Source organism: Halotolerantifilum yawarlongkerapense (genome assembly GCF_054506745.1).
The window spans coordinates 2543701-2568240 of sequence record NZ_CP199719.1 but is presented as its reverse complement, the minus strand read 5'-3'; the positions used below and the strand labels follow the sequence as shown (position 1 = coordinate 2568240).

Here is a 24540-nt window from a genome sequence, read left to right as displayed (position 1 = left end):
CATGATATCACGCCGCTCCTTGGCTGTCACCGACCTTGAGCAATTTGGCGTTGAAGGCAACGATCACGGTACTCAGCGACATCAGGATTGCACCGACCGCCGGTGAAATCATGATCCCAAAGGTGTAGAGCACGCCTGCCGCCAAGGGAATCGCGATGATATTATAGCCTGAGGCCCAGATGAGGTTCTGGACCATTTTTTTATAGGTCTTTCGTCCGAAGTGTATGAGCGCCACCACATCGGAGGGGTCGCTATTCACTAGGATGATATCGGCGGTCTCGGCGGCCACATCCGTACCCGACCCGATGGCGATGCCAATGTCTGCCCTGGCGAGTGCAGGCGCATCGTTCACACCATCACCCGTCATGGCCACGTATCTTCCCTTCTCCTGAAGCTCTCGAATTTTCTCTTCCTTCTCATCGGGTAGCACTTCGGCGAAATAACCGTCCAGACCAACCGCCTCGGATACTTCTTTCGCGGTCTCTTCATTGTCACCCGTCAGCATCCAGCAGTCGATGCCCATCTCTTTAAGCGTGCGAATCGCTTCCTTCGACGAGTCACGAATTTGATCAGATAGTAAGATCGAACCGATCACATGGTCATCTTCAAGTACAAATACTTTCGTACCGATGGACTGTTCACGCTCAGATTCGGGTTGCTCGATGTCCGATTCTACAAGGTAGCCTGGGCTGACGACCTTGATCGTCCGCTCACCGACCTTAGCGCGAATCCCCTTGCCTTTCATCGCTTCGAAGTCCGAAATTTCCTCGCGCTTCAGCTCCTTTTCTTCTGCTTTTTCCACGATACCCACTGCGATGGGGTGTTCCGATTGGTACTCCACACTATAGGCAAGTCTCAGCACATCATTTTCTGCAAACGACTCGTCGTACACTTCGATGGCCTCCACGCCAAAGGACCCCACAGTCAGTGTGCCCGTCTTGTCGAAGACCACCGTATCGATTTTCCTGGCGTTTTCGAAGGCCGTCCGATTTCTAATGAGCAGTCCGTTCTTGGCGGATAAGGCCGTGGATCTGGCCACGACCAAAGGGGTTGCCAGACCAAGGGCGTGGGGACAGGTGATGACCATCACCGTCGCCATCCGCGTGATGGCAAAGGTCAACGTTCGCCCCAAGAACAACCAGACACCCAGGGTCGTGAATCCAGCGGTAAGCGCGATAATCGTCAGCCAAAAGGCAGCGCGGTCGGCCAAATTCTGTGCTTTGGATTTTGAGTTCTGGGCCTCTTCGACCATACCGATGACCTTCGATAGATAGGTATCCTCTCCGATCTGGGCCACCTCCACCTCGAGAGACCCCTCGCCGTTGATCGATCCCCCGATCAAGCGGTCGCCCTTCGATCGTTCCACGGGGACGGATTCACCGGTGAGCATCGACTCATCCACGCGGCTCTTTCCCTTGAGGATCGTACCGTCTGCCGGCACCTTTTCCCCGGGTTTGATCAGGATGCGGTCGCCGCTCTGCAGCTCGGAGATCTCCACATCTTCCAGATCGTCACCGTCAAACCGATGGGCTTCATCGGGCATGAGTGCCGCCAGTTCGTCCAGCGCATTGGACGCGCTCATGACCGAACGCATCTCGATCCAGTGCCCGAGCAACATGATATCGATCAGCGTGGCCAGCTCCCAGAAGAAATCCTGTCCCTCCAGGCCCAGGACGATAGCCGCGCTGTAGCCATACGCGATGGTGATCGCCATGGCGATCAGCGTCATCATGCCCGGTGACTTCTCCCGCATCTCCTCGACGAAACCGCTGAGGAAAGGCCAGCCACCGTAGACGAAGATCACCGTGGCCAGACCCAAGAGGACATACTGGTCCCCGGGAAAGCTCAGTTCGAAACCAAACCAGGATTGAATCGTTTGGGATAGGGCGAGGACCGGAATCGTCAGAATACCGGCTACCAACAATCTCCGCTTAAAATCTCGGATCATCATCTCATGGTGATTTTCCTCCGACTCGTGCCCTTGGTGTTCCTTCTCGTGTGCTTGCTCTTTGTGCTCTTTCTCACTAGCCATCGTTTCACTTCCTTTGCGTTCCGTGTTTCGATTTTGTTCCTTATTCTTATATATGCCCTCTTAACGCGAAAGCATGCATCCACCTGCTGGCATCGATTGAAGATTCTCACTTCCGAATAAAAAAAATGCCGCGCACGCGACATTCACAAGGCCTTCTTCATAATTTTTTGACGAACTCGGACTTGAGCTGCATGGCTCCGAAACCATCGATCTTGCAGTCGATATCGTGGTCGCCTCCGACGAGGCGGATCTTTCTTACTTTAGTGCCTATCTTGATGATCGACGAGCTTCCTTTCACCTTCAGGTCCTTAATGACCGTTACGCTATCCCCGTCGGCAAGGGGATTCCCGTTGGCATCGCGGACGACTTCTTCTTCCTCCAGTGATAGGAGTGCTGTCCACTCGTGGGCGCACTCAAGACAGATGTACAGGTTGCCCTCTTCATATGTGTAGGCCGAATCGCAGGCCGGACAATTGGGGTAGGTTTCCATGGCTTTCTCCCTTCGGTTCTTCCGTTTTTTCAACCCTTTTAGCATACCATGGATGTCTCCTTCCCGGCAGATGAAAAGGACCGATCTTTTCGATCGGTCCCTTGCCTTCTCTATCCTTCCATGGCCCTTAAGAACCAAAGGTTCTTGCTATAGCCGGCCACATGGCCCTCCATGGCGGCCACCACTTCGAAATCTCCGGCTCCGTCAGCCTCGTTGCGAATTTCCGTGGCGAGCGCCTTCATCTTCTCGAGATCTTCCTTGACGATGGCCAGCACTTCTTCGCGACTGAATCGGTCGCCGTCGACCTCCTTGATCGAAGCCTTTTCCAGGTAATCCGCCGTCTTAGCAAGGGGCTGCACACCTTTCATCTTCATGATCTCTGCTACCTCATCGAATTTCTCGAACATGTCATCGTACATGGCCTCGGTGAACTCGTGGATCTGGACGAACTGCTTGCCCACCACGTTCCAGTGTAAATTGTGAAGTTTGATATTCAAAATCATAGTGTTCGAAAGGTACTCGTTAAATTTCTCATAATGCTTCATTGCTAGGTTCTCCTCCTTGTGGTTTTGTTTACTGTTTTCACTTTACAGTCTACTTATTCCCAACTTGTAATAATTACAAACAAAAATCGAGAAAAAAGTGTGAAAAAAACGCCTCCAATAGTCTTGGAGACGTTTCTATGATCAGATGAGCCACTCACCCATCAGTGAGCCGATGAGCGCGACGGCCGTTCGGGCCGTGATGTTTTTGTTGTCGATAATCGGATTGACTTCAACGAACTCGGCACTGGTGAGCTTACCCGTCTCCGCGATCATCTCGAGGGCCAGGTGGCTCTCGCGGTAGGTCAAACCCCCGGGGACACGCGTTCCCGTTCCCGGCACGTAAACAGGATCCATACCGTCCACATCGAAGCTCACATGCACACCGTCGGTGCCATCGGTGGCCACGGCAATGGCACGGTTCATCACTTCAGTCATACCCAGGCGATCCACCTCGTGCATGGTAAAAACGGTGATACCGTGATCCTTCAGGATCTTGCGCTCGCCCGCGTCGATGTCACGCAAGCCGATGAACACCAACTTCTTGGGATCGACCTTCTTATCGGATCCGCCGATGCTCGTGAGCATCTCGTGACCGAGCCCCAGACCGACCGCCATGGGCATACCGTGAATATTCCCCGATGGGGAGGTCTCCGCCGTATTCATATCGCCGTGGGCATCGAACCAGATGACGCCCAAGTTCTTCTTGTGCTGGAGCACACCGGCGATGCTTCCGATGGCGATGGAGTGGTCCCCACCGAGGACCAGTGGGAATCGACCCTTTGCAATCTCCTCGTCCACCTGTTTGCACAGCTCTGTGTTCACACGGGCCACTTCCTGAAGGTTCTTCAGGTTCGTACCGGGTGTGATCGATGACTCGGGTTTCTCTGCCACGATATCGCCCCTGTCCTCCACCGCGTATCCGATATTTCTCAATCTCTCTACGACACCTGCATAACGCAGTGCGGCAGGGCCCAGGGCCACACCGGGCGTTCCCGCGGCCAGATCTAAGGCCACACCGATGAGCGACAGTTTTCCATTGATCGATGGGTTCATCTTTTTTCCTCCTATACTACAGGGGTTTTAATCCCATATGTTGCCATTTTATACATCTGCGATGTATAATGTATAAGACGATTCTACTGTACTTTTCCTTCCGCGTCCACCCCTAATTTGAAAAATTCGCAAAGGTTTTCACCGCGCGGTTCCTACTACCTAGAAATCCGTGTAACAGACGGGTTTGTGCGGTGTGTCAAAAGCGCGGTGTAACCGATCTAGGTGAGACGCATCATCTACCCTCAGCAGGCCGATGCTGTGCAACCCTCGCACCGAAGTGCTCCCGAGAAACATGGGACTGAAGTCAGACAGATGGCATTCGACCGTCACGTCCACTGTCCCACGATCGAGCAGGGCCAAACCGTCTTCAAAGCTGACGATCAGCTCCTCCACCTCGTCGTGCTCATTTTCGATCAAGAAGCGAACACCCAGGGTGACCGAGTTATAGTTTCGGTGCGCACATTGTCTGAAGGCCTCGCGCACATCGAGGATCTTGTACATGACGCCGATGGCCTGGACATTGGTCTGTAGGTATCCATAGGGGATGTAGTGGAGGGAATCATCGAGCGGGTTATCGAAAAGATAATGGAAGTGCTCGTCCTGGGTGTTGAAGATCACGAGCTGCACCTGGTCCTCCTGTTTGCGCAAAAATCCCAGTAGTTTCGCGAGCACATCAACCCGCTCATAGATCAGTTCCTTCAGATACATCTGGTTGATCGTATAGTTCCCAGGCTTCCCGTTTCGAAACTGATAGACCATATAGCCTTCGATCTTCCCTCCAGCGTCATAGCTGGCCACTATCTGATGAAAAGGATCGCTGAAGTAATCACGGATCTCATCGCCGAACTTCGTGATCATGCCGTGTGTTTTATCGGCCACCCGTCCGTGGCTGGCGAGCAGAGCCTCCAGGTCCTCTTTTCGGAGATACCTCAGATCACTCGGTCCATCGTAGCGCGGGATCCGGCGAGTTTCCAGGCGGTACTGGTTCATCTTGGTCCCGTGTCCGTAGCCCATCTTTTTGTAGAAGTCCGGCCGAAAGGGCAAAAGCAGGGAAATGGGCATCTTCCGCTCGCGATAGTGTGCCTCGTAAAAAGCCACCATCTCCCTGGCCGCCTTCTCCTTCTTGTGCATCAGGTGGACGCCAAGGAACCCCAGACCCGCCACGGGGATTTTCTTGCCGAAGCAGTTCATCTCGAAATCGAAATGGCGCATGACCGCAATGAGTTTCTCCCCTTCGAACATGCCATAAAAGGTCACCACAGGATCGTGTACCATCGTTTCGATGGCCACCTCTTTATAGGCGTTCATCGCTTCCGGCGAAAAATCCTTGAAGCTCGGATAGGCTTTGAAGGCAATTTCGGTGTATGCATCGATATGGCTTGTGTCTAACTCTCTGATTTCTCTTTTCTTCTCCATGCTGTTCTCCTCCCCCGCGTTCTCGCACATGCAATCTGTCCATTCTTTCCCAAGAGGAACATAATAAAGACCGCCGCTCTCTCGATGAGAAAGGGCGGCGGTCTTCGTCTCATCTAGCGCGCTAGTTTGTAAATGGAGACAATATCTTCTTTCTTCAGTTTCACAAAACCACCCACCGTTTTGTTGCCGTAATCCGTGGCTTTCTCGGCCATTTCCTCGAAGTGTTCCTCGGTGATCTCTGCTTCAGAGAGTGTCGTGGGCATCTGAAGGCGCTTGAAGAAGTCCTCCAACGCTTTGATCCCGGCCAGTGCCGTCTCCTCGAGATCGCGCGTGTTGATCTCGATGTCGAACACGCGGTGGGCAAACTGAGCGAAGCGCGGGATATCCGTCTTGTACACGAATTTCATCCAGGCGGGGAAAATAATGGCCAGGCCAGCACCGTGAGCGATGTCATAAATACCGCTGAGCTCGTGTTCGATCATATGGGAGGCCCAGTCCTGCTCTCTTCCCGTTCCGATCAGGTCGTTGTGGGCCAGGGTGCCGGCCCACATGATCTCGGCCCTGGTATCATAGTCCCTGGGCTCTTCGATGAGCCGCGGACCGTTGTTGACGATCGTCTTCATGATGGCCTCGGCCATCCGGTCGGTGAGCTCCACGTGCTCGGTCTTGGTAAAGTAGCGCTCCATCACGTGGGCCATCATGTCCGTTGCCCCGCATCCCGTTTGATAGGGTGGGAGCGTGAAGGTGAGCTCCGGATTGAGAATCGCAAATGCCGGCCGAAGGTCCAGGGAATCAATGTCACGCTTCCACCATCCGTCTTCATTCGTGACGACAGATGCTGGGCTCGACTCACTACCGGCTGCCGGTAGTGTCAAAACGACACCCACGGGCAGGCATTTGCCCACGGCTTCCTTTCGCAGGTAAAGATCCCACACGTCACCTTCAAAATAGGTTCCGGCGGCGATCCCTTTTGACGAGTCGATGACACTCCCTCCACCTACGGCCAAGATGAAGTCAATCTGCTCCTCTCGACAGAGCTCGATCCCCTCTCGAATCAAACTGACCCGGGGATTCGACTGGACACCGCCGAGTTCGACGATCTCCACACCCGCACTCTGCAGGCTGTTTACCACCCTGTCGTACAATCCCGTCCGCTTGATGCTGCCTCCGCCGTAATGAAGAAGCACTTTCTTGCCGTGAGCAGCCGTGAGCTCCCCCACCTGGTCTTCCGTGCCTCTTCCGAACACGATTTTCGTCGTGTTGCTGAACTCAAAATTTACCATGAATCCTACCTCCTTGTATGCTGAACACGAAATCCACCGTCAAGTGGATCGACTGACATTCCACTTGTTTTGATACCCAGAAATTTTTTCTTCAATAATATTTCGCGACACGTAGCGTTAGGAGGTGACCGGGTGAGCGGTAGTCGAATCGCTAGATTCCAGACCCGATGAAGCGCTGGAAGAATCGCTGCATGCGCTCCGGTGCCATGGGTTCAAAGGCACGTTCGGCGGCATCGTCGAAAAGCACTTTTCCCCCGTCGAAGAATACAATACGATCGGCGATCTCCCGCGCCATCTGTACCTCGTGGGTGACGACGATCATCGTCATTCCCTGCTTGGCCAGATCACTGATGGCATCGATTACGCCCCCCACGAGCTCTGGATCGAGGGCGGAAGTGGGTTCGTCGAACAGCATCAGATCTGGATTCGGTCCGAGGGCTCTCGCGATCCCCACGCGCTGCTTTTGTCCACCGGAGAGCTGGGAGGGGTAGGCCTCTGTCTTCTCTAATAGACCAAGTGTCGACAAAAGATGATCCGCTCGTTTTTTTGCCCGCTGGGAATCAAAACCGTGAACTTTCTCCAGTGGAAGGGTGATCTGCTGGCTCACGGTCAGGTGCGGAAACAATCCGAAGGACTGGAAAACCATGCCCATGTTGCGTCTGATCGAAAACAGGTCTTCACCCGAGGGGCTTGCGAGATCAACCCACCGGTTCTCAAAATGCATCTGACCCTTTTCTGGTGTCACCAAGCCGTTGAGGGTCGCCAGAAAGGTCGACTTCCCCGATCCCGATGGACCGAGCACTGCCACCACCTCGCCTTGATCGATCGAGAAATCCACTGCATCGAGCACAGTGTTCTCCCCGTAGCTTTTCGTAAGGTTCTTTACCTGTAACATCAAGACACCTCCCATCCGCGGCTAAAGGCAAGCTCCAGTCTCCGGTTGATCAGGCCGATGAGCTTGGTGATCGTCCAGTACATCAGACCCACCGCGAGGTAATTTTCGAAGAATCGATAGTCGACGGCCGCCCGCATCTTGGCTACGCCCATGAGATCCGGTAGCCCCAGCATGAAGGTGAGAGCCGTCCCCTGGATAACACCGATGAAGGTGTTACCCAAGGGTGGCAGGGCGACCCTGAGTGCCTGTGGAAATATGATATAGCGCAGGGTCTGCAGGCGGCTGAATCCCGTGGCATCGGCAGCCTGCCACTGGATCGCGTCGATGCTCGCGATGGCCGAGCGAGCCGTTTCCGATACGTAAGCACCTGCATTCAAACCCATGACGAGCACAGCGGCCGAAAAGGCACCCATACGCCCGAGAACGGGCAGGAGTTGCGGCAGGCCAAAGAAGAAAAGAAAGAGTTGGACCATGAGCGGTGTTCCCCTGAAGAAGGATACGTAGCTCGATAGGAACCACCTGATGCCCTTGGGTCCCCATCGAAGCATGAGTGCCGTGAGGGTGCCGAGGAGTAGGCCCAAGCACATCGCCAGAATCCCTACACCGAGGGTAATCGGTAGGGCCGAGGAGAGATGGCGAAAGGCCAAGAAGAAACTATCGAGATCGAATCTGACCATTCTTTATCTCTCCGTAATGTCTACAGGGAAGAATTTCAGGGATATTTCCTGCATGGTACCATCGGCATACATCGCTCGGATTGCTTCGTTTACCTGGGCCACCGTTTCCCCGTTGCGATCTATCGGTAACCAGGGAAAGGCATTAAAGAGCTCCTCCACTGGTTCGCCGGCGAGTTTCAAAGGTAAACCCGATTCCTCAACGGTCGTCATCAGTGCCAGTCGGTCGTTGAGAACGGCATCGATTCTGCCGACGGCAAGGTCCTGGTAGGATCCAGACCCGCTATCGTACGTGATCACCTCGATCTCATCGGAAAATTTCCGAACCATTTCTTCGTAGTTTGAACCCAGGCTCACGCCAACTTTCTGTTCTTTCAGATCCTCGAGCGATGAGATCTCCATTTCATCGGCGTGAACCATCAGCTGTGCGCCGTAATACACATAAGGTTCTGTAAAGAGGTAGGTCTTCTCTCGCTCGGGTGTGATGGTGATCTGATTGGCGATCGTATCGATCTGGCCAGACTCCAGCATTCCGAAGAGACCGCTGAAATCACTGGTCACAAATGTCACATCTCGTCCGACCCTCCGTCCGATCTCCCTCCAAAGGGCCACATCGAATCCAGTGAGCTCGCCCCTTTCATCTAAATAGGTGTAGGGTTTGTAGCTGCCGCTCATCCCCACGCGAATCGGATCAACGGTTTCATTTGGATTTACGGAATCCGTATTAGCAAATAAGACGATTGCACCGATCAGTAGCAGGGCTATGACCATCATCATTGTTCTTTTCATTCTGTTAACCTCCTGAACGTTTTGAATATCCTGTTTTTGTGACGACTATTGCAACCGTGGCCACGAGTGCAAACATAAAAAAAGAGCCATGAGGGGTCCTGTGACCCTTCACCGCTCCTACCTGCGCAGGTTCGACCGAGAAATCTTCAGCACCTAAAATAGCCGTTATCCGGTTGTTTGAAAACTACCGAGCAACAGCAGGCTGAAGAATTGAAGTTGTACATGTGTTGAATAAAATTGGCTTTCATCATTTTCGTACCCCTTCCGGTCTCTGTCCAACATCTTACACGACCATTTCCGAGTCGTCAAGTAGGAATTGTCTGTTTTTTTCTATCGATCTCGTTTGAGTAACTTTAGCCCCTCTGCAATCACAGTCTTCGTGAAGAGATTCTTCTGAAGGTGAAAGCGAATCACAGGGGATTCGGCTCTTACGTTTTTCGCGATATGCACGTTAATACCATCTTTTTCTACCGTACGGTACCAATCGGGCTTTTCAGGTTCGCCCAATGTCACTTCTGCTACTTCAAAAATTGGACAACACCCACCACCGCTCTTGTGGACGCTCAAAGTGAGATCCCGGGTCTCTTTTTTCTTCAGGTAGTTGCGCACTGCATCACCAATCATGATCTCCATGTTTCTCCTCCTTGCATTTTTGATAATCAATTACATTAACAGACTATCATGAATCGATTTTCTGGTCAACCCCCCCGGGGGCATAATAAAAAAAGACCGCCGGTTTACAGCGGTTCTCAAGAGAAAAGATAGAGTTTTTGTTGAACAACCCATGACTGAAGTCACGGGATTCGGTTATCGCCTTAGGCGACGACCACTTTTTCCTGTTTCACCGGCTACCGCTTGGATTGCAAGAGCAACCCAAGTCTTACAAAGCCTCCTACAGAGCTGGGCTCTGCTCACAAATGTGACAGGCACTTCCCGTTGTCCCAACGGTGCAGGTACACTTGGTACCGGTTATGCTTAGGCTGAGATGCCTAGCGTTTCTAAACCCTGTTTTCTGATGTTCATGGCTGCATTCTCATCCCGTTCGTGCTCAGCACCGCAGTGACTACAACACCACTCTCTGTCGCTCAGCGTAAGGGCGATGTGTTTCTCCCCACAGGAAGAACAAATCTTGGATGAGGCATACCAACGGTCGATCTGCACAAGATACTTTCCCTGCCACTCTAGTTTGTACTTCAGGAAGGTAATGAACTGAGACCATCCCGCATCTGATATGGCTTTCGATAGTTTCTTGTTCTTGACCATGCCCTTGATACTCAGTGTTTCCAGTACAACCACTTGGTTTTCGTTGGCCAACCGGATACTCAGTTTGTGGGCGAAGTCTTTTCGCTGGTTTGCTATATGACCATGTAAATTTGCTATTTTTTGTGCTACCTTCTTGTGATTCTGTGAATCGAGCTGTTTCTTGGCCAACCTTCGTTGGAGCTTGGCCAGTTTCTTCTCCGACTCCTTGATAAACTTGGCTTTTTCGATGAACTCGGTGTTTTCACCATTGGAGATGGTGGCGAAGGTCTTGAGGCCAAGATCAACACCGACTGCTTTTGAAGCGTCAATATGCTCGATCTCCAAGGGCTTTACCAACTCGATTGTCTCTTCGAGAGCAAGGGAAACATAATACTTAGAGCCCTTCAGGGTGATCGTCGCTTTTAAGATCCTTGCATGACCCCCTCTGACTTTCTTGAGGATCCCCTTATTTCTTGCTGTTTTTACTTTTGCCATGGACACCTTCCCAAGTTTCGGTAATTTGATGTGAGAAGAACCGATGATTTCGATGTTGTTATTCGTCATCTTGGTTGTATAAGCCTTCTTGGCGCTACGTTTTGATTTGAACTTCGGATATCGGTTTTGACGAGTGAAAAAGCGACCGTACGCATCTTCGACATTTTCACAAGCCGCTTCTAGAGCAAATTTGTCGACTTCTTTCAAGAAACCATAGTCCTCAGAGGACTTCAGTGGCACCATAGTCTCCTTCTTGTACCTACCAACCGAAAGTTTCTCTCCATTCTCCTTATAATAGGTTTTCCTCGCATCGAGATATTTATTGTAGATCAGCCTGGCACATCCGATGGTCTTGTTGATGAGAATCGCCTGTTCCTCAGTAGGATAAACACGAAGAATAAGGCCATAGAGTTTCAACTGAAGACCCTGCTTAGCCAGTACCTTGTTTTTTTCTTTGACTGTCATTCGTTTACCCATGAGTATTCCTTCTCCTTTTGAGACTGGCGTATCTTCGGATTTGATTTTCATCAGTAGATGTGCATGATCCCATCTGTGAGCTACAGCAAACTGCATTCATTTCATCCTTGGCGAATCTTAAATATTATCACTCATCATATCCTTTTGGTATGCAAAACCCCAGAGTTACGACTCGAATGTATATCGTTACTATTTCAAAGCTCTTCTGTTAATGAAATCACCTTTCTATTATTGTAACATATGTTCTAGTTTTTGACAGGGAATATTAAGCATATTGCGCGAAAAAAAACGCCCTAACTCACGACTGAAGTCACGAGTGTGCGGGCGCTTAATCATCAAACTGAGCTAATGACGCTTCCGATATGAGAAACGACTTGATCCTGATCCTGAGCAAAGATCGTACCATACGTTCGAATTCCTTTAGTGCTCTGCTCAGTTCATTGCGGTCGCCACGGATCGTGTGAAATTTGAGAATGTGGAGCCCACGTCCCGTATGGAGTGCCTCTTCGATGACCAGATCGTATTTGAGTGAGATCACCTGCTCGAGTTGCGCGACGGGTGATCCGCTTGGATCGACCACCCCATCACCGTATTGTTCGTTCATACTCTGTACGAGATGATGCAGGTGATCGGAGACCGGTCGCTTCGCATCCGACTCCACGATGACCACCCCAATATTTTGCTCGACAGTCACGACAGATCACCCTTCTCCTTCATCTCGAGTATCTTTTTCTTTTTCTCCGGTAGGTAGGGTAGCACCATGCTCAGGGCGATCATAAGGCCACCCATCACTAGGTGGAGCCCGATGGCTTCTGCGAGGAACAACCAACCGAAAAGTGTCGCGAAAAATGGCTCCAGCGTGTAGACCAGGGTCACACGTGTGGCCGGGACCTGGCGCTGGATGTGGTTGGTGAGAAAATAGGCCACGCCCGTGAGACCTACGGACAAAAAGGCGATGCTTATCCATCCCGATCTGGTGAAGGTGTAGACGGGTGTTTCGAAGACGAGCATAAAGAGGAAGCTCAGGATCCCCACGGTGCTCAGCTGGATGGCTGTAAAGGTCAAGGCGTGAAAACGACGCATGTAGAGCGCAACGCCAATGGTGTAGAAGGCCATGAAGACCGTGCCGATCAGCGTGACGACATCACCAATATTGGCCGTTGCAAGTCCACCGGCCAAGGTGATCATACCGAGCCCCAAGATGGCCAAGACCGTCTGGAGGATGGTCTGACGCGACGGCTGGTCGCGGTAGATCCACCAGAGGATCAAAGGAACGAAGGCTACTGTGCTACCGACGAGAAATGCATTTTTGGGTACCGTCGTATACTTGAGTCCCGCTGTGTGACCAACAAAAGCGAGGAACAAGAACGTCCCAGACTGAAAACCGGCCTTCCAGATCCCCTTGGCAAAGTTCTGGGTGCGCGTTAAAAGAAGCAGGATCGTTACGACGGCACCACCGATCATGAAGCGGTAGGCCATCAGATTGAAGAACCCCATTTGATCCAGCAGCGGTTTCATCAGACTGAAGGACAAACCCCACAGTGCGACAATGGACAACAACAATAATTCATTATGATTTCTCCTCATAGCGATCCACCTCTCTTTCCTTCGGTAGTATCAGTATAAGGGATAATGCGTTGTCGGAGCTTTTCAAAAAATACAAAAGAAGCTACTTTGTATTGTGAAAATCACAAGCAGCTTCCTAGAGATTTCGGTGGAGCTCGAAAAGGTGGATCGCCGTGGCCAGCGTTTCGTATCGCAAGTGTTGCTCGGACTCTGAAAACAGGACAGAGAAAATTTTCTTCACCCTGTAACGGACGGTATTCGGATGCTGGAACATGATTTCTGCCGTCTCTTTCACGCGACCACCGCACCCAATGTAAGCCCTGGCTGTTTCGATGAGATCGGTGCCGTGCTCACGATCGTAATCACTGAGTTTTTCTACGATCGAAGTAGAGTACGCATTGGTCCGCGGATCATTCATCATCGGAAGGAGCAGTTGATAGATGCCAATCCGACTGTAGTGCACCCTGTGCCGACCCTTGAACTGAGCGTACTGCTGTGCCGTCTCACTCTCACGGATGATACGATCGAGCGCGCCCAGGTCCTCGATGTGATCGCTGATCCCGATAAAGTGGGACTCCCCACCCAGGCCCACGGATCCGAGGACGGACTCCACGTTGATGTGCTCCCCCTCCCCATAGGTCAAAATCATGAGGTAGCCACCGTGGTAGGCTAGAACGAGAGAGTGCTTGCCAAGGATTGTCCGGGCTACCTTCGAATCGAAGGTCAGCAGGTTCTTACCCGTTTCCACTGCGTAAAGGGCGATAGCCTTGTTCTTGAAATGGCGGTTCAATTTTTTCGCGAGATTCCGAATGGCAAAACGGTTGAGGGAACCAGCCAGCATTTCATCGATCACAGTCACTTTTTTCATCTGTTGCTTGTGATGATTGAGCGCCTCATCAATCTCTAGGATCAGGGTCTCGATATAGGTATCGTCAAATAGAAAGACCGGGAACTTCTTCTCATTTGCCAATCGGATCACTTCAACCGGCAGTTCTTTGAATACTACAGTTTTGACAGCGAGGCAAGAGCCTCCGGCGAGAATCAAAGCTCGCAGGTACCTCACCAGCTCTTCCGGCCGCTCCTTGCTCATAGCGAAATTGCTAAATATCATCTCCCCCTCCACCACGGAGGTGGTCAGGTCTTCGGGGCCTTCGTGATCGATGAATCCACCACGGGTGATTCTTCGGTCAAGCCCATTGATTCCGGCGATCAGCCGAAAGTTTCCAAAATTCTTGAGTGTCAGCATCTCGTGCACCGTGATACTCATCGCGTCCACCACCTTTCTGAGTCCATTTTATCATAGTTATGAGAAAAATCCCCTCCAATACTGGAGGGGACGCTACTACCCGATATGACAGCGATCGTCCATCGCTTCTTTTTGCATCTTTGCCGCAACCTCCGGATCCATGGCAGGGGTCTCTCCGAGTGTGTAGGGAATCCCTAGCTCCTCCCACTTGTGTTCTCCCATTTTATGAAAGGGGAGCAGTTCGATCTTCTGGATGTTGGGATAGCGCTCCTTGAGTCTTTTGAGACCTTCAATTTCATCTTGTCCATCGGTCAGTCCTGGCACAACAACAAGGCGCAACCAAGTGGGGATGTTACGTTTTGAAGCCTCGTTCATCGTGATGTCGAATCGCTCGCTGGACACCTTTGTGATGCTCTCATAGCGTTCCGCATCTGTCGACTTCACATCGAGAATGAGCAGATCCGTCTGACGGAGCACGTCTCCTGCTGTCTTGGCATCCCGTGTGCCTGAAGTATCCAGGGTTCGGTGGATCCCCGCCTCTCCGGCGGCCTCGAAGAGTGCTGTGACAAAGGTGGGCTGGGCCATGGGCTCTCCTCCGGATACAGTTAAACCGCCGCCGGAGAAGCGGGAGAAAGCCTGGTAGCGCTTGACTTTGACCATGAGTTCCTCGACTGTCGTTTCTTGACCACCGGCAAAGGCCCAGGTGTCCGGGTTATGGCAGTACACACACCGGAGCGGGCATCCCTGGAGAAAGACAACGGTGCGCAGGCCGGGGCCATCCACAGCCCCGAGACTGTCAATTGAGTGAATCCGTCCTGTGATCGCCATAGCTCTCAACTCCTCTTAACGTACGTGGAAAGTTCGATTGATCACATCAAGCTGTTGCTCTCGCGTGAGCTTGATAAAATTCACGGCGTAACCAGACACGCGAATCGTCAGCTGCGGGTAGAGTTCCGGTCGGTCCATGGCATCTTCCAGGGTCTCCCGATCAAAAACGTTCACGTTGATGTGGTGACCGCCGGAGGCAAAGTAGCCATCGAGCAGTCCACTGAGATTCGATATCCGCGTTACTAGATCCTGCCCCAGTGCCCCGGGGACGATCGAGAAGGTGTAGGAAATCCCATCCTCCGCGTGTGCATAGGGAATCTTGGCCACTGAGGCCATCGAGGCGATGGCTCCGTTCTGGTCCCTCCCGTGCATCGGGTTCGCGCCCGGAGCAAAGGGTTCTCCCGCCTTACGACCGTCGGGTGTACTCCCGGTTTTTTTACCGTAGACCACATTGGAGGTAATCGTCAGAATCGACAGCGTCGGTGTAGAATCGCGGTAGGTTTTGTTCTTGCGAAGCTTGTTCATGAAGGTCTCTACCACCTGTGCGGCGAGATCGTCCACGCGATCGTCGTCATTTCCAAAGGCCGGGTAATCGCCCCTTACCTCGTAATCGACAGCCAGCCCTTCATCATTGCGGATGATCTTAACCTCGGCGTGTTTCATGGCCGACAGGGAGTCCGCTACCACCGACAAGCCGGCGATACCGCAGGCAGAGGTGCGGAGCACGTCCTTATCGTGTAGTGCCATCTGCACGCGTTCATAAGCATACTTGTCGTGCATGTAGTGGATGATGTTCAAGGTATTGATGTAGAGATTGGCCAGCCAGTCCATGACCTGGTCGAATCGATCCATAACGACACCGTACTCCAGAACATCGCCGGTAATCGGGGCGAAGGCGGGGCCGATCTGCTCGCCGGTCTTCTCGTCCTTACCACCGTTGATGGCGTAGAGAAGCGCCTTAGCCAGGTTGGCCCTGGCACCAAAGAACTGCATCTGCTTGCCGATTCGCATGGCTGAAACACAACAGGCGATCCCGTAGTCATCACCGTAATCGACACGCATCAGATCGTCGTTCTCATACTGGATCGAACTAGTCTTCACGGACATTTCAGAGGCAAAGCGCTTGAATCCTTCCGGCAAACGAGTGGACCAGAGTACGGTCAGGTTGGGTTCCGGAGCTGGTCCCAGGTTGTTCAGCGTGTTCAGGATCCGGAAGCTCGAGCGGGTGACCAGCGTACGACCGTCGATGCCCATCCCACCGATGACCTCTGTCACCCAAGTGGGATCTCCCGAAAAAAGTTCATCGTAGGATGGTGTGCGGAGGAACCGCACCATACGGAGCTTGATGACAAAATCGTCGATCAGCTCCTGGGCCATCTCCTCTGTCAGCACCCCTTCTGCCAGGTCACGCTGGATATAAACATCGAAGAAAGTCGACACGCGGCCAAGCGACATGGCGGCGCCGTTCTGCTCTTTGACTGCAGCCAGGTAACCGAAGTAGGTCCACTGGATAGCCTCTGCGGCATTGTTCGCGGGTCGGAAGATGTCGCAGCCATAGGACGCGGCCATTTCCTTCAGTTCACCCAGGGAGCGGATCTGCTCGGTGATCTCCTCGCGGAGCTGGATCAGCCGCTCATCCATCACGTCGAGAACGAGCAGTTCCTTCTCTTTTTTCTTATAATCAATCAGGCTGTCAATACCATAGAGCGCTACCCGTCGGTAATCTCCGATGATCCGCCCTCTTCCGTAGGCATCCGGGAGGCCTGTGATGATTCCCGTGGACCTGGCTTTTTTCATCTCGGTGGTGTAGGCATCGAAGACGCCATCGTTATGTGTCTTCCGATAGCCCTTGTTGAAGATTTCCGCGATTTGATCCGCCATCTGATAGCCGTGGGCCTCGAGAGCACCTCGTGCCACGCGGACACCGCCGAAAGGCATCAGTGCACGCTTGAGCGGAGCATCTGTCTGGAGCCCGACGATGCGCTCGGTCTTTTGGTTAATGTAACCAGGTGAATGAGAAATGATCGATGAGATCAGATCGGTATCCGCACCTAGGATGCCCTTCTTGTTTTCTTCCGCCATGAGATCAGAAACCTCATCCCAAAGCGCTCGCGTACGATCTGTTGCTCCCGCTAGAAAATGATCATCTGCTGTATAGGGTTCGTAATTGAGCTGGATAAAATCTCTGACGTCAATCTCTTGGTTCCACTTTCCCGTTTGAAAATTTCTCCACGCTTTCATCGGATCATCCCTCCATATGGATTGGTATTTGTTCGCAATTATCCGGCGTAATTGATAATGGTTATCTATGTATACAATATACCACACTCGGTTTTGAGAGGGCAACCTTTACCGCCCATGTTTTTGAAAAAGAACAAGACGGGTTCATGCCTTCAAGTAGTTTGCTCCCTGGCAAGGGTCGCCAAAGGTCTACCCATGATGTCTTCTCTTATTTCATACGTCATCTGGGTATATCTCCAATAGCCGTACATATTCGTTAAAAACCCAGTGCTCCTTGACCATAGGAGGATTCTTGTGAAGAGCATAACATCTTTTTCAGCACAGGAAACTGCAAAAGAGTGGGCCGTTCTTTACCGCCCCCTGAGCGAGACCCATGAGATGGGGGCCCTCCTCTACTCCCGTTCGGTAGGTGGTGGGAGGGTCTACTACTGCGGTCGTACCTACAGGGGCATGCGAAAGAGAGGACCCCTTCAGCCGAATGTCATCCTCCCCTTCTTGTATCTATATCTTATCGAAGCTATCCACCAATGGCTCGGGTACGGTGCACAGATCGAGGCTTTTTTGCACACCCATCCCAAACCGGATCCCGGTTTCACCTACAGCCATCCCTCTCAGGCCGATCGGTGGTTGCTCCTCTTGCCCATGCTCAAAACGGTCTACATCATTCCGTGGGAAAACCAAGAGCTTCTGAGAATTTCAAAACGCAGATAAGAGGCCGTATCCCTTTATTGGGATGCGGCCTCTGTTGTGATCCTTGATGCTCCCTTTGCAATCCGGTTCGAAGACAAGGTTAGAATGCTTCATCCAGAGCCACTGCCGACTTGACCATGTCTTTCCAGGGATCCTCCTTCTGCCCGAGCCTCCGGAAGATATTCTTGATATTGTAGCGTCGGGGATCGAAATCATCAATGGAAAGCTCCTCCCAATCGAGAGGGGTGGCCACTGGAGCATCTCGAAGACTACGGATGCTATAGGGCGCCACTGATGTCTGACCATAGGCATTCCGCAAATAATCGATGAATACCCTTCCCTCTCGCTTCTCTATCCGCTGCTCGGTTGTGAACGCTTGGGGTTGGTTGCCTGCAATGTGCTCGGCGATCTTCACCGCGTGCGCCCGAACCTCATCGAAAGAGAGCTCCGGGACGATCGGCACAACGACGTGTAGGCCCTTGGAGCCTGTTGTCATGAGATAAGACGGTAAACGCATGCCATCCAGATGCTCCCGAAGGGCTCGTGCTGCTTTCACCACCGAAGAGAAATCCTCTTCCGGGGGATCTAGATCGAATAGCATTTTGTCCGGTTTTTTCAAATGAGTGCTTCTGCTCAGCCAGACATGGGGAGTGACGCACGCAAGGTTCGCCAGATACACAAGGGTCGCCGTGTTGTTGCAGACCACATGACTGATTGTTCCACCCTGTTTTCTCTCCACGGTGAGCAGGTCAATCCAGTCTGGGAAATACTCAGGTACTTGTTGCTGGTAAAACCCCTCCCCTTCAATGCCTTCGGGAAACCGATGTAAGGTCATAGGGCGTCCCTCCAAATGAGGGAGCATCACAGAAGAGATCCTTCGGTAGTAGTCGATCAAATCGCCCTTTGTGATACCATTCTCCGCGAATAGAACCTTCTGGGTGTGCGACAGTTCGATGTTTCTATCGTTGATCTGCATCATCCTTCTCCCCTTTCATCGGGCGTCTTCTCTGGTCACCTCACTAGGATCTTTATCTTCCCTCAGACCCTTGAAACTCGGATGCCTCAGCTTTCCATCCTCCGTCCACTCGGTGAACCTTACCTCGCACACCATCTCCGGTTGGACCCAGTGGATTGCACCGCCGGGAGATGCGCCATCAAAAGGTGCCAGATCGATTGTTCTCGTCTCGAGTTCTTGGATCATCCACCCCAAAAAATCATCCGTAAAGCCCGTACCGACCCTACCTGCGTATCTCAACCGATCCTTTTCGTAGTAAGCCAAGAGCAGGGCGCCGAATCCAATACGTTCTCCCTCGGGATCGGTATAGCCCACGATGACGAACTCCTGGCTCTTCTCGCACTTGAATTTGAGCCACTTTTTCGATCGCGAATGCAGGTACTGACTATCGGTCCTCTTGGCGATCAACCCTTCCCAACCCTTGCCACAAGCTTCTTCTAGAAACCGGAGGCCATGGGTATTGCGATGCGGTGTATAGCGAACTGGATCCCGATAGGTTAGCAGATTCTTGAGCGCTTTTTTTCGTTCTTTCAGTTTTAGATGCGTCAGATCATAGGCACCAGCGTACATGAGATCGAAGGCGTAGTAATAGACTTTCACCTCGCTCTTCTTCGCCTTTTCCTCGTCGGCCATATGCATGCGCTTTTGAAGCCTCGAGAAACTGGTCACATGGTCCTCGAAGGCGACAATCTCACCGTCAACGATCAGATGACCGACCTCCATCGACGCAAACGCATCGACGATCTCAGGGTACTTGGCATTCAGTGATTTCTTGTTTCGGGACATGAGCTTGAGCTCTCCATTGTGTTTAAAAACCAAACAGCGCTCACCATCCAGCTTACGTTCGTAAAGCCAGCTCTCGTCGTCAAAAGGCTCATGGGATAACGTGGCCAGCATCGGTTCCATCCAATCGGGTTGTTCCTTCCGAACCAGTTGATCCACCTCATCATCGGCTATGATGCTCTTCATCTCACTCATCGGGCTTTTCCTCTTTGAGATCCTCGATTGTCTGATCGCTGAGTACGGATTTCGGTTCCGTACTCACGGGATTTCTCCTAGCGTCCGCCGCATCGTCCTTCATCTTCATGAAGAGCCACTGTTCTTCCTCGCCGCTACCGGTCCTGATCAGGGCGTATCCACCCTGAAGCTTCGTCCCTCGGAGTAGAACGGTGACGTGCCCCTTTTCGATCGCTTCTTCTATCGAGAGGGATTCCCCTTCTTTTTTCGATGTGTTCTCGTAAGCACCCGTGTCCCACACGATCACTTCACCGCCACCGTATTGGTCCTCAGGAATCACACCTTCGAAATCCGCATAATCGAGGGGATGGTCTTCCGTGGGAATCGCCAGTCGCTTTTCGTCAGGATCCGTTGAAGGCCCTTTGGGTATGACCCATGACTTTAGAACCCCGTCCACCTCCAGTCGAAAATCGTAATGAAGACTGCTTGCATCATGCTTCTGGATCACGAAAATCGGCTTTCCTTCCGTGCTTTTTTTCTCCCCTTTGGGTTCAGGCGACCGGTCGATATCCCGTTTGTCATAGTAATCTTCCAGATGTTCCTTCACGCTCTTCACAACCTTTCCTGTGCATTCGTGCAATTATTGAAAACTCTTCTCTTTACTCATTATTTACCATAAACCGCACATCGCTAACCTTCCTTTCATCGTTTCTATCGAAAAAGAGGCCACTTGGGTAGCCTCTTTTTCATATTCATCGGAAAGCCAATGATCTGTATGATGTGTTTTCATTGCGGCAAGACTATATCTTTCTCCCGGCGATCCTCCCGAAAACGATACACTCTGTGATGGCACAGCTCCCCAGTCGGCTGGCCCCGTGGACCCCTCCCACGACCTCTCCTGCTGCGTAAAGACCTCGAATGGTATGTCCAACGAAATCGACCACTTGGGCCTCCTCGTTGATGGCCAGCCCCCCCATGGTGAAGTGGACCTTGGGCCAAAGGCGCATGGCGTAAAAAGGTGCCTTCTCGATCGGATTGGCTTTCGAGACGATCGGTTTTCGAAAGTCATCATCACTCCCGTTTCGAACAAATCCATTGTAACGCCGGATCTCACTCTCAAAATCCTCCACATTCATCTCGTAGACACCGGCCAGCTCTTCCAGTGAATCGTAGCGTCTCACCACACCCTTGTCCACGGCCTTGGAAATGTCCCAGCCCGAGGTACGCACGGCCCGCTCATCGGCAATGCCGATACAGGGGTGTCCGATGCCCAAGATTGCATCGGCTGACTCTTTGCGATCGCCTAGCTCATTCACGAACCGTTCACCCGTTTCGGGATCAACGATCACCCCGTACTGAAACAGAATGTAATCGGCGAACAGGGGACCGTGTCCAAAACCTCGCTCATCGGGCGAGGCCCAGGCCCCGAGTTGGATCTGTGATAACTGGACCGATCCGGCACCTATATGCAGGGCGGATTTAAGGGCCTCTGCCGTGGCAAAGGGTTTATTGGTCGTCATGATGGTTTCGTCCAACCTTGGATCCTGTAGCGAACGAAAGATCACGTCGGCACCGTAACCACCGGAGGCAAGGATGACACCTTTGTGCGTTCGAACCATTTCAGGTAACCCTTTATCCTCTCGATAATCGTAGGCTTTCAGTAGATGTGCTCCCACCACACGACCGCTTTTGTCTGTGATCAGGGACCGAAAGGAGGTGCTGTAAAGGATGGGAATCTGCAGTTCTTCGATTCGCTTCAACATTTTCTTGAGGATTGTTCCACCTGTTATCCCTTCAGGTGTATAACATCGCGGGACAGTGTGTCCACCGAATACATCTACCCGGTCCATGTAAGGAACACCCAAATGATCGACCGTCCATTTAAAAGCTTGCCTTGCATTTTCCACGACGGTTCGGAGCAGGTGGGGGTGGTTGAGACCAAGACCCGCTTTCAACATATCGTCGTACATCAACTGCTCGCTATCCTCAATACCCCATTGATCCTGAATCTCTGTACCAGGTGCAGCGATTCCTCCGTCGCTAATGATCGAGTTCCCACCGGCAGCCTTCATTTTCTCGACCACTACCACCATTTTTCCCGCCTCACCAGCTTCGATGGCCGCCGACAAGCCGGCGAATCCACTTCCGACAACGAGCACATCGACTTCTGTATGCCACTGCATCTTTTCTTCCATGAGCAACTCCTTCCCGAGTTCAAGGTTCTATGGTAAGTCTATACTGTCAGATTCTTCTCAGCAAGTGTTCAGTGGCCGAAGGAATCGTGAAAGCGTCCAGTCTTATGTCTTGTTTTGTTTTATGTCAACCAAGTACGGGTAATGAATAAAAGAGGCGTTCTTCAGGAGTGCCTGACCGCACAGCGACGAATGCCCACGCGAATGCGTCGACCGACGGATCGGTAGATAACCCGTACATTGGTATTGATCCGTTCAATATAGAATACAATAAAAAATTTGAAAGGAGAGTGTTGAAATGGCTGTAGTAAAAGTGATTGAAGTTCTTGCTGAATCAACCGATGGTTGGGAGGCGGCTGCACAGGAAGCTGTCAATCAAGTATCAAAATCAGTCGATCACGTGGAAACCGTATACGTGAAAGACTTCCAGGCGATCGTTGAGAACGATAAAATCGTCAACTATCGCGTGAACGCGAAAGTCTCATTCCTGGTACACGACTAAGTAGTCGTCAACGGATTACACAAAATGGAAAACTCCTTATCGATTCGACTTTTACCAAAAGCTCGATCAATAGGGAGTTTTTCTTGTGTCAATATTTACCGTGAACTGTCACTCATTGATCGCCTCGATACCCTGTTCTTTGAGTTTCTCCAGGTGTTCGCGCATCTTCTGGAGCACTCCAGGAGCATGCCCCTCCCAGTCTGTCACTTCGCCTACGACTCTCAGCGGCTGTCTGCTTCGATAGGACCGGGTGGGGTTCCCTGGAAATTTTTTATCCGTCAAGTTGGGATCGTTCTCAATTGGTCCCGTCGCTTCTACCCGATAGATCCGTCCGGATCCATCACCTTCAGCCAACTCGGCTCCCCAGACGGCGGCATCTAGTGTAGCCGTCAGGTAGACAAAACTGGCCTTCTTTTTCTTTCCGTAATTCGACCTGAATCCCGGTTCAAGGAAATCCCCGATTTTCAGGTCTATCTTGGTACCATGATAGAAGGGTCCTCGGTCCTTGACGCCTGATGGAGGTTGCTTGTCTTTCATCCTAGTCCTGATCCTCTCTTTCTTCCTTCTGCTACAAAGCAGTGGTTAATTGGTGAGCAACCAGGCGCCCAACACCAGAAATAAAAGTGCACAGATGTATAAGAAAATCTCCGTTCCCTTGTCACCCAGCACTTTTATGAAGAGTTGAATTTTCTTCATGCTCCAAATCTTCTGCGGCTTCACAACTGTGATGACAACAATTACCGCAGCATACAAAATCGCTAGAATTCCCCAAATCGTCATTATGGTTTCCTCCCCTCTTAGAATTTCACATGAAATCCTATCGTGCTGCTTCCGTACAAAAAAGATAGGGAACAGCAGCTATACTTGACTATGAATCGGTAAGCACGCTAGAGATTGACTACTCTAGTCCCTTTCTGATTCGAGGTGCCAACAGCAGGAACACGATGGCACTGATACCCATCACGATCCCGGCGTACCGGATGATCTCCAGCCAGGAACCGCTGTTAGATAGGACCAGTTTGTTTCCCTTGTAAGTCCAGTAAAAGGGAATCCAGTAAAAGAGCACCTGCCATTTGTCTGCCAACAGCTCTTCTCCGGCGATGCTTCCGAACAAGGGTAAGAATAGAATCTTCATATTGCCCGCGGCGTTCATCACGTCATCGTTATTGATCCCCTCGATGAACCCGATAAGGATGCTGATGATACACGACGTGATCACCATGAGCACGGCGAACAGATAGTTGATCTCTCGAAAACCAGTGATCACCAAGAGGAGTATTGTTCCAATCAGTGGCACGAATACGCCGATCATACTCTTGCCAGCAATAAAGCCCATCCTGGATACCGGCGAAAGATGCATGGCACTGATCGTGTTATCCGTTTTCTCCTCAACGATATTCAAAGCAATGATCATCCCTCCGAGTATCGAGGTAAAGATCATCGCGGTATTGACCATGATTTTTTTCAGGGGAGGGATATCTCTTCCGTAGTCCATGATCTCGATCATGGACTGTTCCATACCGATTTCAAAATGATCGAATGCCGCCAGACTCCTCACATAGTCGACTACATATTCTGGTTCATTACCCTGTGACAGGATGTAGTAGTCCACGCCCTCAGCGGGTAGTACCGCAATGATATTGTCCCTTTTTCTCACCCGATTCTCGATCGCCTCGAGCGTCTCTAGTTCTTCGACATTTGCAAACTGACGGAAATATGCGACCTGGTCGGGATTCTCTCCCTCGAGTAGGACCATCTCCACTGTGGTGTCGTTGATACCCGGTGAGAACACATTGATCATGATGGCGAAAATAATCGGTACCACGATAATATACAGGGTGATATAATTTCTCACACTCGTCTTCAGGTCCCTTTGAAAAATCAAGAGTATCTGTCTGATCATCTTCAACAC

General features: G+C 51.6%; 25 protein-coding genes. 2 read left to right on the top strand and 23 right to left on the bottom strand.

Features of this window, described 5'->3' with window-relative positions; translation table 11 throughout:
• Positions 1-7: 7 nt before the first annotated feature.
• The 16 genes from ACULM0_RS12615 to pflB all read right to left on the bottom strand — a co-directional run bounded on the left by ACULM0_RS12615 (position 8) and on the right by pflB (position 17272).
• Positions 8-2032, bottom strand: a complete 2025-nt coding sequence (locus tag ACULM0_RS12615) for a copper-translocating P-type ATPase (protein ID WP_463677891.1) — start codon at positions 2030-2032, stop codon at positions 8-10.
• 157 nt (positions 2033-2189) lie between these two features.
• Positions 2190-2522, bottom strand: coding sequence for a zinc ribbon domain-containing protein YjdM (locus ACULM0_RS12610; protein WP_463679887.1), 333 nt, complete (start codon positions 2520-2522; stop codon positions 2190-2192).
• A gap of 110 nt (positions 2523-2632) precedes the next feature.
• A complete protein-coding gene (locus tag ACULM0_RS12605; protein ID WP_463677890.1) occupies positions 2633-3067 on the bottom strand; it encodes a Dps family protein in 435 nt (144 codons plus the stop codon).
• Positions 3068-3208: 141 nt separating this feature from the next.
• Positions 3209-4120: an arginase gene (rocF, locus tag ACULM0_RS12600; protein WP_463677889.1), complete on the bottom strand. Its 912-nt coding sequence runs from the start codon at positions 4118-4120 to the stop codon at positions 3209-3211.
• Positions 4121-4279: 159 nt separating this feature from the next.
• Positions 4280-5536, bottom strand: a complete 1257-nt coding sequence (locus ACULM0_RS12595; RefSeq protein WP_463677888.1) for a GNAT family N-acetyltransferase — start codon at positions 5534-5536, stop codon at positions 4280-4282.
• 113 nt (positions 5537-5649) lie between these two features.
• Positions 5650-6819, bottom strand: a complete 1170-nt coding sequence (locus ACULM0_RS12590; protein ID WP_463677887.1) for an iron-containing alcohol dehydrogenase — start codon at positions 6817-6819, stop codon at positions 5650-5652.
• 151 nt (positions 6820-6970) lie between these two features.
• Positions 6971-7714: an amino acid ABC transporter ATP-binding protein gene (locus ACULM0_RS12585; RefSeq protein ID WP_463677886.1), complete on the bottom strand. Its 744-nt coding sequence runs from the start codon at positions 7712-7714 to the stop codon at positions 6971-6973.
• Positions 7714-8391, bottom strand: a complete 678-nt coding sequence (locus ACULM0_RS12580) for an amino acid ABC transporter permease (RefSeq protein ID WP_463677885.1) — start codon at positions 8389-8391, stop codon at positions 7714-7716. Before ACULM0_RS12580 ends, ACULM0_RS12585 begins: the two co-directional genes overlap by 1 nt.
• 3 nt (positions 8392-8394) lie before the next feature.
• Entirely contained in the window at positions 8395-9177 is a 783-nt protein-coding gene (locus tag ACULM0_RS12575; protein ID WP_463677884.1) for an amino acid ABC transporter substrate-binding protein, read from the bottom strand.
• A 330-nt stretch (positions 9178-9507) separates the two neighbouring features.
• Entirely contained in the window at positions 9508-9810 is a 303-nt protein-coding gene (locus ACULM0_RS12570) for a CC/Se motif family (seleno)protein (protein WP_463677883.1), read from the bottom strand.
• 342 nt (positions 9811-10152) lie between these two features.
• Entirely contained in the window at positions 10153-11391 is a 1239-nt protein-coding gene (locus tag ACULM0_RS12565; RefSeq protein ID WP_463677882.1) for an RNA-guided endonuclease TnpB family protein, read from the bottom strand.
• A gap of 328 nt (positions 11392-11719) precedes the next feature.
• The gene (locus ACULM0_RS12560) at positions 11720-12085 is read right to left on the bottom strand and encodes a hypothetical protein (protein ID WP_463677881.1); all 366 of its coding nucleotides are present in this window, start codon (positions 12083-12085) and stop codon (positions 11720-11722) included.
• Complete coding sequence (locus ACULM0_RS12555) at positions 12082-12978, bottom strand: DMT family transporter (protein ID WP_463677880.1); 897 nt, start codon at positions 12976-12978, stop codon at positions 12082-12084. The genes ACULM0_RS12560 and ACULM0_RS12555 overlap by 4 nt, the downstream gene beginning before the upstream one ends.
• Before the next feature lie 115 nt (positions 12979-13093).
• Positions 13094-14224 (bottom strand): PucR family transcriptional regulator ligand-binding domain-containing protein, encoded by a 1131-nt coding sequence (locus tag ACULM0_RS12550; protein WP_463677879.1) that lies wholly within the window; start codon positions 14222-14224, stop codon positions 13094-13096.
• A 75-nt stretch (positions 14225-14299) separates the two neighbouring features.
• Positions 14300-15031 (bottom strand): pyruvate formate-lyase-activating protein, encoded by a 732-nt coding sequence (gene pflA, locus ACULM0_RS12545; RefSeq protein ID WP_463677878.1) that lies wholly within the window; start codon positions 15029-15031, stop codon positions 14300-14302.
• 15 nt (positions 15032-15046) lie between these two features.
• A complete protein-coding gene (gene pflB, locus ACULM0_RS12540; RefSeq protein ID WP_463677877.1) occupies positions 15047-17272 on the bottom strand; it encodes a formate C-acetyltransferase in 2226 nt (741 codons plus the stop codon).
• Between the two features lie 294 nt (positions 17273-17566).
• Between pflB and ACULM0_RS12535 the strand changes: the two genes are divergently transcribed.
• Entirely contained in the window at positions 17567-17983 is a 417-nt protein-coding gene (locus tag ACULM0_RS12535; RefSeq protein WP_463677876.1) for a hypothetical protein, read from the top strand.
• A 79-nt stretch (positions 17984-18062) separates the two neighbouring features.
• On the opposite strand, the gene ligD (ACULM0_RS12530) is transcribed toward ACULM0_RS12535, so the two are convergent.
• The 4 genes from ligD (ACULM0_RS12530) to ACULM0_RS12515 form a co-directional block, all read right to left on the bottom strand.
• The gene (ligD, locus tag ACULM0_RS12530) at positions 18063-18941 is read right to left on the bottom strand and encodes a non-homologous end-joining DNA ligase (protein WP_463677875.1); all 879 of its coding nucleotides are present in this window, start codon (positions 18939-18941) and stop codon (positions 18063-18065) included.
• 12 nt (positions 18942-18953) lie between these two features.
• Positions 18954-19955, bottom strand: coding sequence for a non-homologous end-joining DNA ligase (ligD, locus tag ACULM0_RS12525; RefSeq protein WP_463677874.1), 1002 nt, complete (start codon positions 19953-19955; stop codon positions 18954-18956).
• Positions 19948-20541, bottom strand: a complete 594-nt coding sequence (locus tag ACULM0_RS12520; RefSeq protein WP_463677873.1) for a DNA polymerase ligase N-terminal domain-containing protein — start codon at positions 20539-20541, stop codon at positions 19948-19950. Before ACULM0_RS12520 ends, ligD (ACULM0_RS12525) begins: the two co-directional genes overlap by 8 nt.
• A gap of 193 nt (positions 20542-20734) precedes the next feature.
• Positions 20735-22129, bottom strand: coding sequence for a flavocytochrome c (locus tag ACULM0_RS12515; protein WP_463677872.1), 1395 nt, complete (start codon positions 22127-22129; stop codon positions 20735-20737).
• A 295-nt stretch (positions 22130-22424) separates the two neighbouring features.
• Between ACULM0_RS12515 and ACULM0_RS12510 the strand changes: the two genes are divergently transcribed.
• A complete protein-coding gene (locus tag ACULM0_RS12510) occupies positions 22425-22628 on the top strand; it encodes a dodecin family protein (RefSeq protein ID WP_463677871.1) in 204 nt (67 codons plus the stop codon).
• 108 nt (positions 22629-22736) lie between these two features.
• Here ACULM0_RS12510 and arr read toward each other — a convergent pair whose 3' ends face one another.
• The 3 genes from arr to ACULM0_RS12495 all read right to left on the bottom strand — a co-directional run bounded on the left by arr (position 22737) and on the right by ACULM0_RS12495 (position 24531).
• Positions 22737-23165, bottom strand: a complete 429-nt coding sequence (gene arr / locus ACULM0_RS12505; protein ID WP_463677870.1) for an NAD(+)--rifampin ADP-ribosyltransferase — start codon at positions 23163-23165, stop codon at positions 22737-22739.
• A 45-nt stretch (positions 23166-23210) separates the two neighbouring features.
• The gene (locus tag ACULM0_RS12500) at positions 23211-23408 is read right to left on the bottom strand and encodes a hypothetical protein (protein WP_463677869.1); all 198 of its coding nucleotides are present in this window, start codon (positions 23406-23408) and stop codon (positions 23211-23213) included.
• A 118-nt stretch (positions 23409-23526) separates the two neighbouring features.
• Positions 23527-24531 (bottom strand): ABC transporter permease, encoded by a 1005-nt coding sequence (locus ACULM0_RS12495; RefSeq protein WP_463677868.1) that lies wholly within the window; start codon positions 24529-24531, stop codon positions 23527-23529.
• Between the last annotated feature and the right edge of the window lie 9 nt (positions 24532-24540).

Coding starts and splice junctions, on each gene's coding strand:
- ACULM0_RS12590 (WP_463677887.1), bottom strand. CDS start 6,819: ATGGTAAATTTTGAGTTCAGCAACACGACGAAAATCGTGTTCGGAAGA.
- pflA (WP_463677878.1), bottom strand. CDS start 15,031: ATGGCGATCACAGGACGGATTCACTCAATTGACAGTCTCGGGGCTGTG.
- ACULM0_RS12495 (WP_463677868.1), bottom strand. CDS start 24,531: ATGATCAGACAGATACTCTTGATTTTTCAAAGGGACCTGAAGACGAGT.
- ligD (WP_463677874.1), bottom strand. CDS start 19,955: ATGAGTGAGATGAAGAGCATCATAGCCGATGATGAGGTGGATCAACTG.
- arr (WP_463677870.1), bottom strand. CDS start 23,165: ATGAAAGACAAGCAACCTCCATCAGGCGTCAAGGACCGAGGACCCTTC.
- ACULM0_RS12510 (WP_463677871.1), top strand. CDS start 22,425: ATGGCTGTAGTAAAAGTGATTGAAGTTCTTGCTGAATCAACCGATGGT.
- ACULM0_RS12610 (WP_463679887.1), bottom strand. CDS start 2,522: ATGGAAACCTACCCCAATTGTCCGGCCTGCGATTCGGCCTACACATAT.
- ACULM0_RS12550 (WP_463677879.1), bottom strand. CDS start 14,224: ATGAGTATCACGGTGCACGAGATGCTGACACTCAAGAATTTTGGAAAC.
- rocF (WP_463677889.1), bottom strand. CDS start 4,120: ATGAACCCATCGATCAATGGAAAACTGTCGCTCATCGGTGTGGCCTTA.
- ACULM0_RS12570 (WP_463677883.1), bottom strand. CDS start 9,810: ATGGAGATCATGATTGGTGATGCAGTGCGCAACTACCTGAAGAAAAAA.
- ligD (WP_463677875.1), bottom strand. CDS start 18,941: ATGATGCAGATCAACGATAGAAACATCGAACTGTCGCACACCCAGAAG.
- ACULM0_RS12615 (WP_463677891.1), bottom strand. CDS start 2,032: ATGGCTAGTGAGAAAGAGCACAAAGAGCAAGCACACGAGAAGGAACAC.
- ACULM0_RS12565 (WP_463677882.1), bottom strand. CDS start 11,391: ATGGGTAAACGAATGACAGTCAAAGAAAAAAACAAGGTACTGGCTAAG.
- ACULM0_RS12555 (WP_463677880.1), bottom strand. CDS start 12,978: ATGAGGAGAAATCATAATGAATTATTGTTGTTGTCCATTGTCGCACTG.
- ACULM0_RS12575 (WP_463677884.1), bottom strand. CDS start 9,177: ATGAAAAGAACAATGATGATGGTCATAGCCCTGCTACTGATCGGTGCA.
- ACULM0_RS12580 (WP_463677885.1), bottom strand. CDS start 8,391: ATGGTCAGATTCGATCTCGATAGTTTCTTCTTGGCCTTTCGCCATCTC.
- pflB (WP_463677877.1), bottom strand. CDS start 17,272: ATGAAAGCGTGGAGAAATTTTCAAACGGGAAAGTGGAACCAAGAGATT.
- ACULM0_RS12605 (WP_463677890.1), bottom strand. CDS start 3,067: ATGAAGCATTATGAGAAATTTAACGAGTACCTTTCGAACACTATGATT.
- ACULM0_RS12515 (WP_463677872.1), bottom strand. CDS start 22,129: ATGGAAGAAAAGATGCAGTGGCATACAGAAGTCGATGTGCTCGTTGTC.
- ACULM0_RS12500 (WP_463677869.1), bottom strand. CDS start 23,408: ATGACGATTTGGGGAATTCTAGCGATTTTGTATGCTGCGGTAATTGTT.
- ACULM0_RS12595 (WP_463677888.1), bottom strand. CDS start 5,536: ATGGAGAAGAAAAGAGAAATCAGAGAGTTAGACACAAGCCATATCGAT.
- ACULM0_RS12585 (WP_463677886.1), bottom strand. CDS start 7,714: ATGTTACAGGTAAAGAACCTTACGAAAAGCTACGGGGAGAACACTGTG.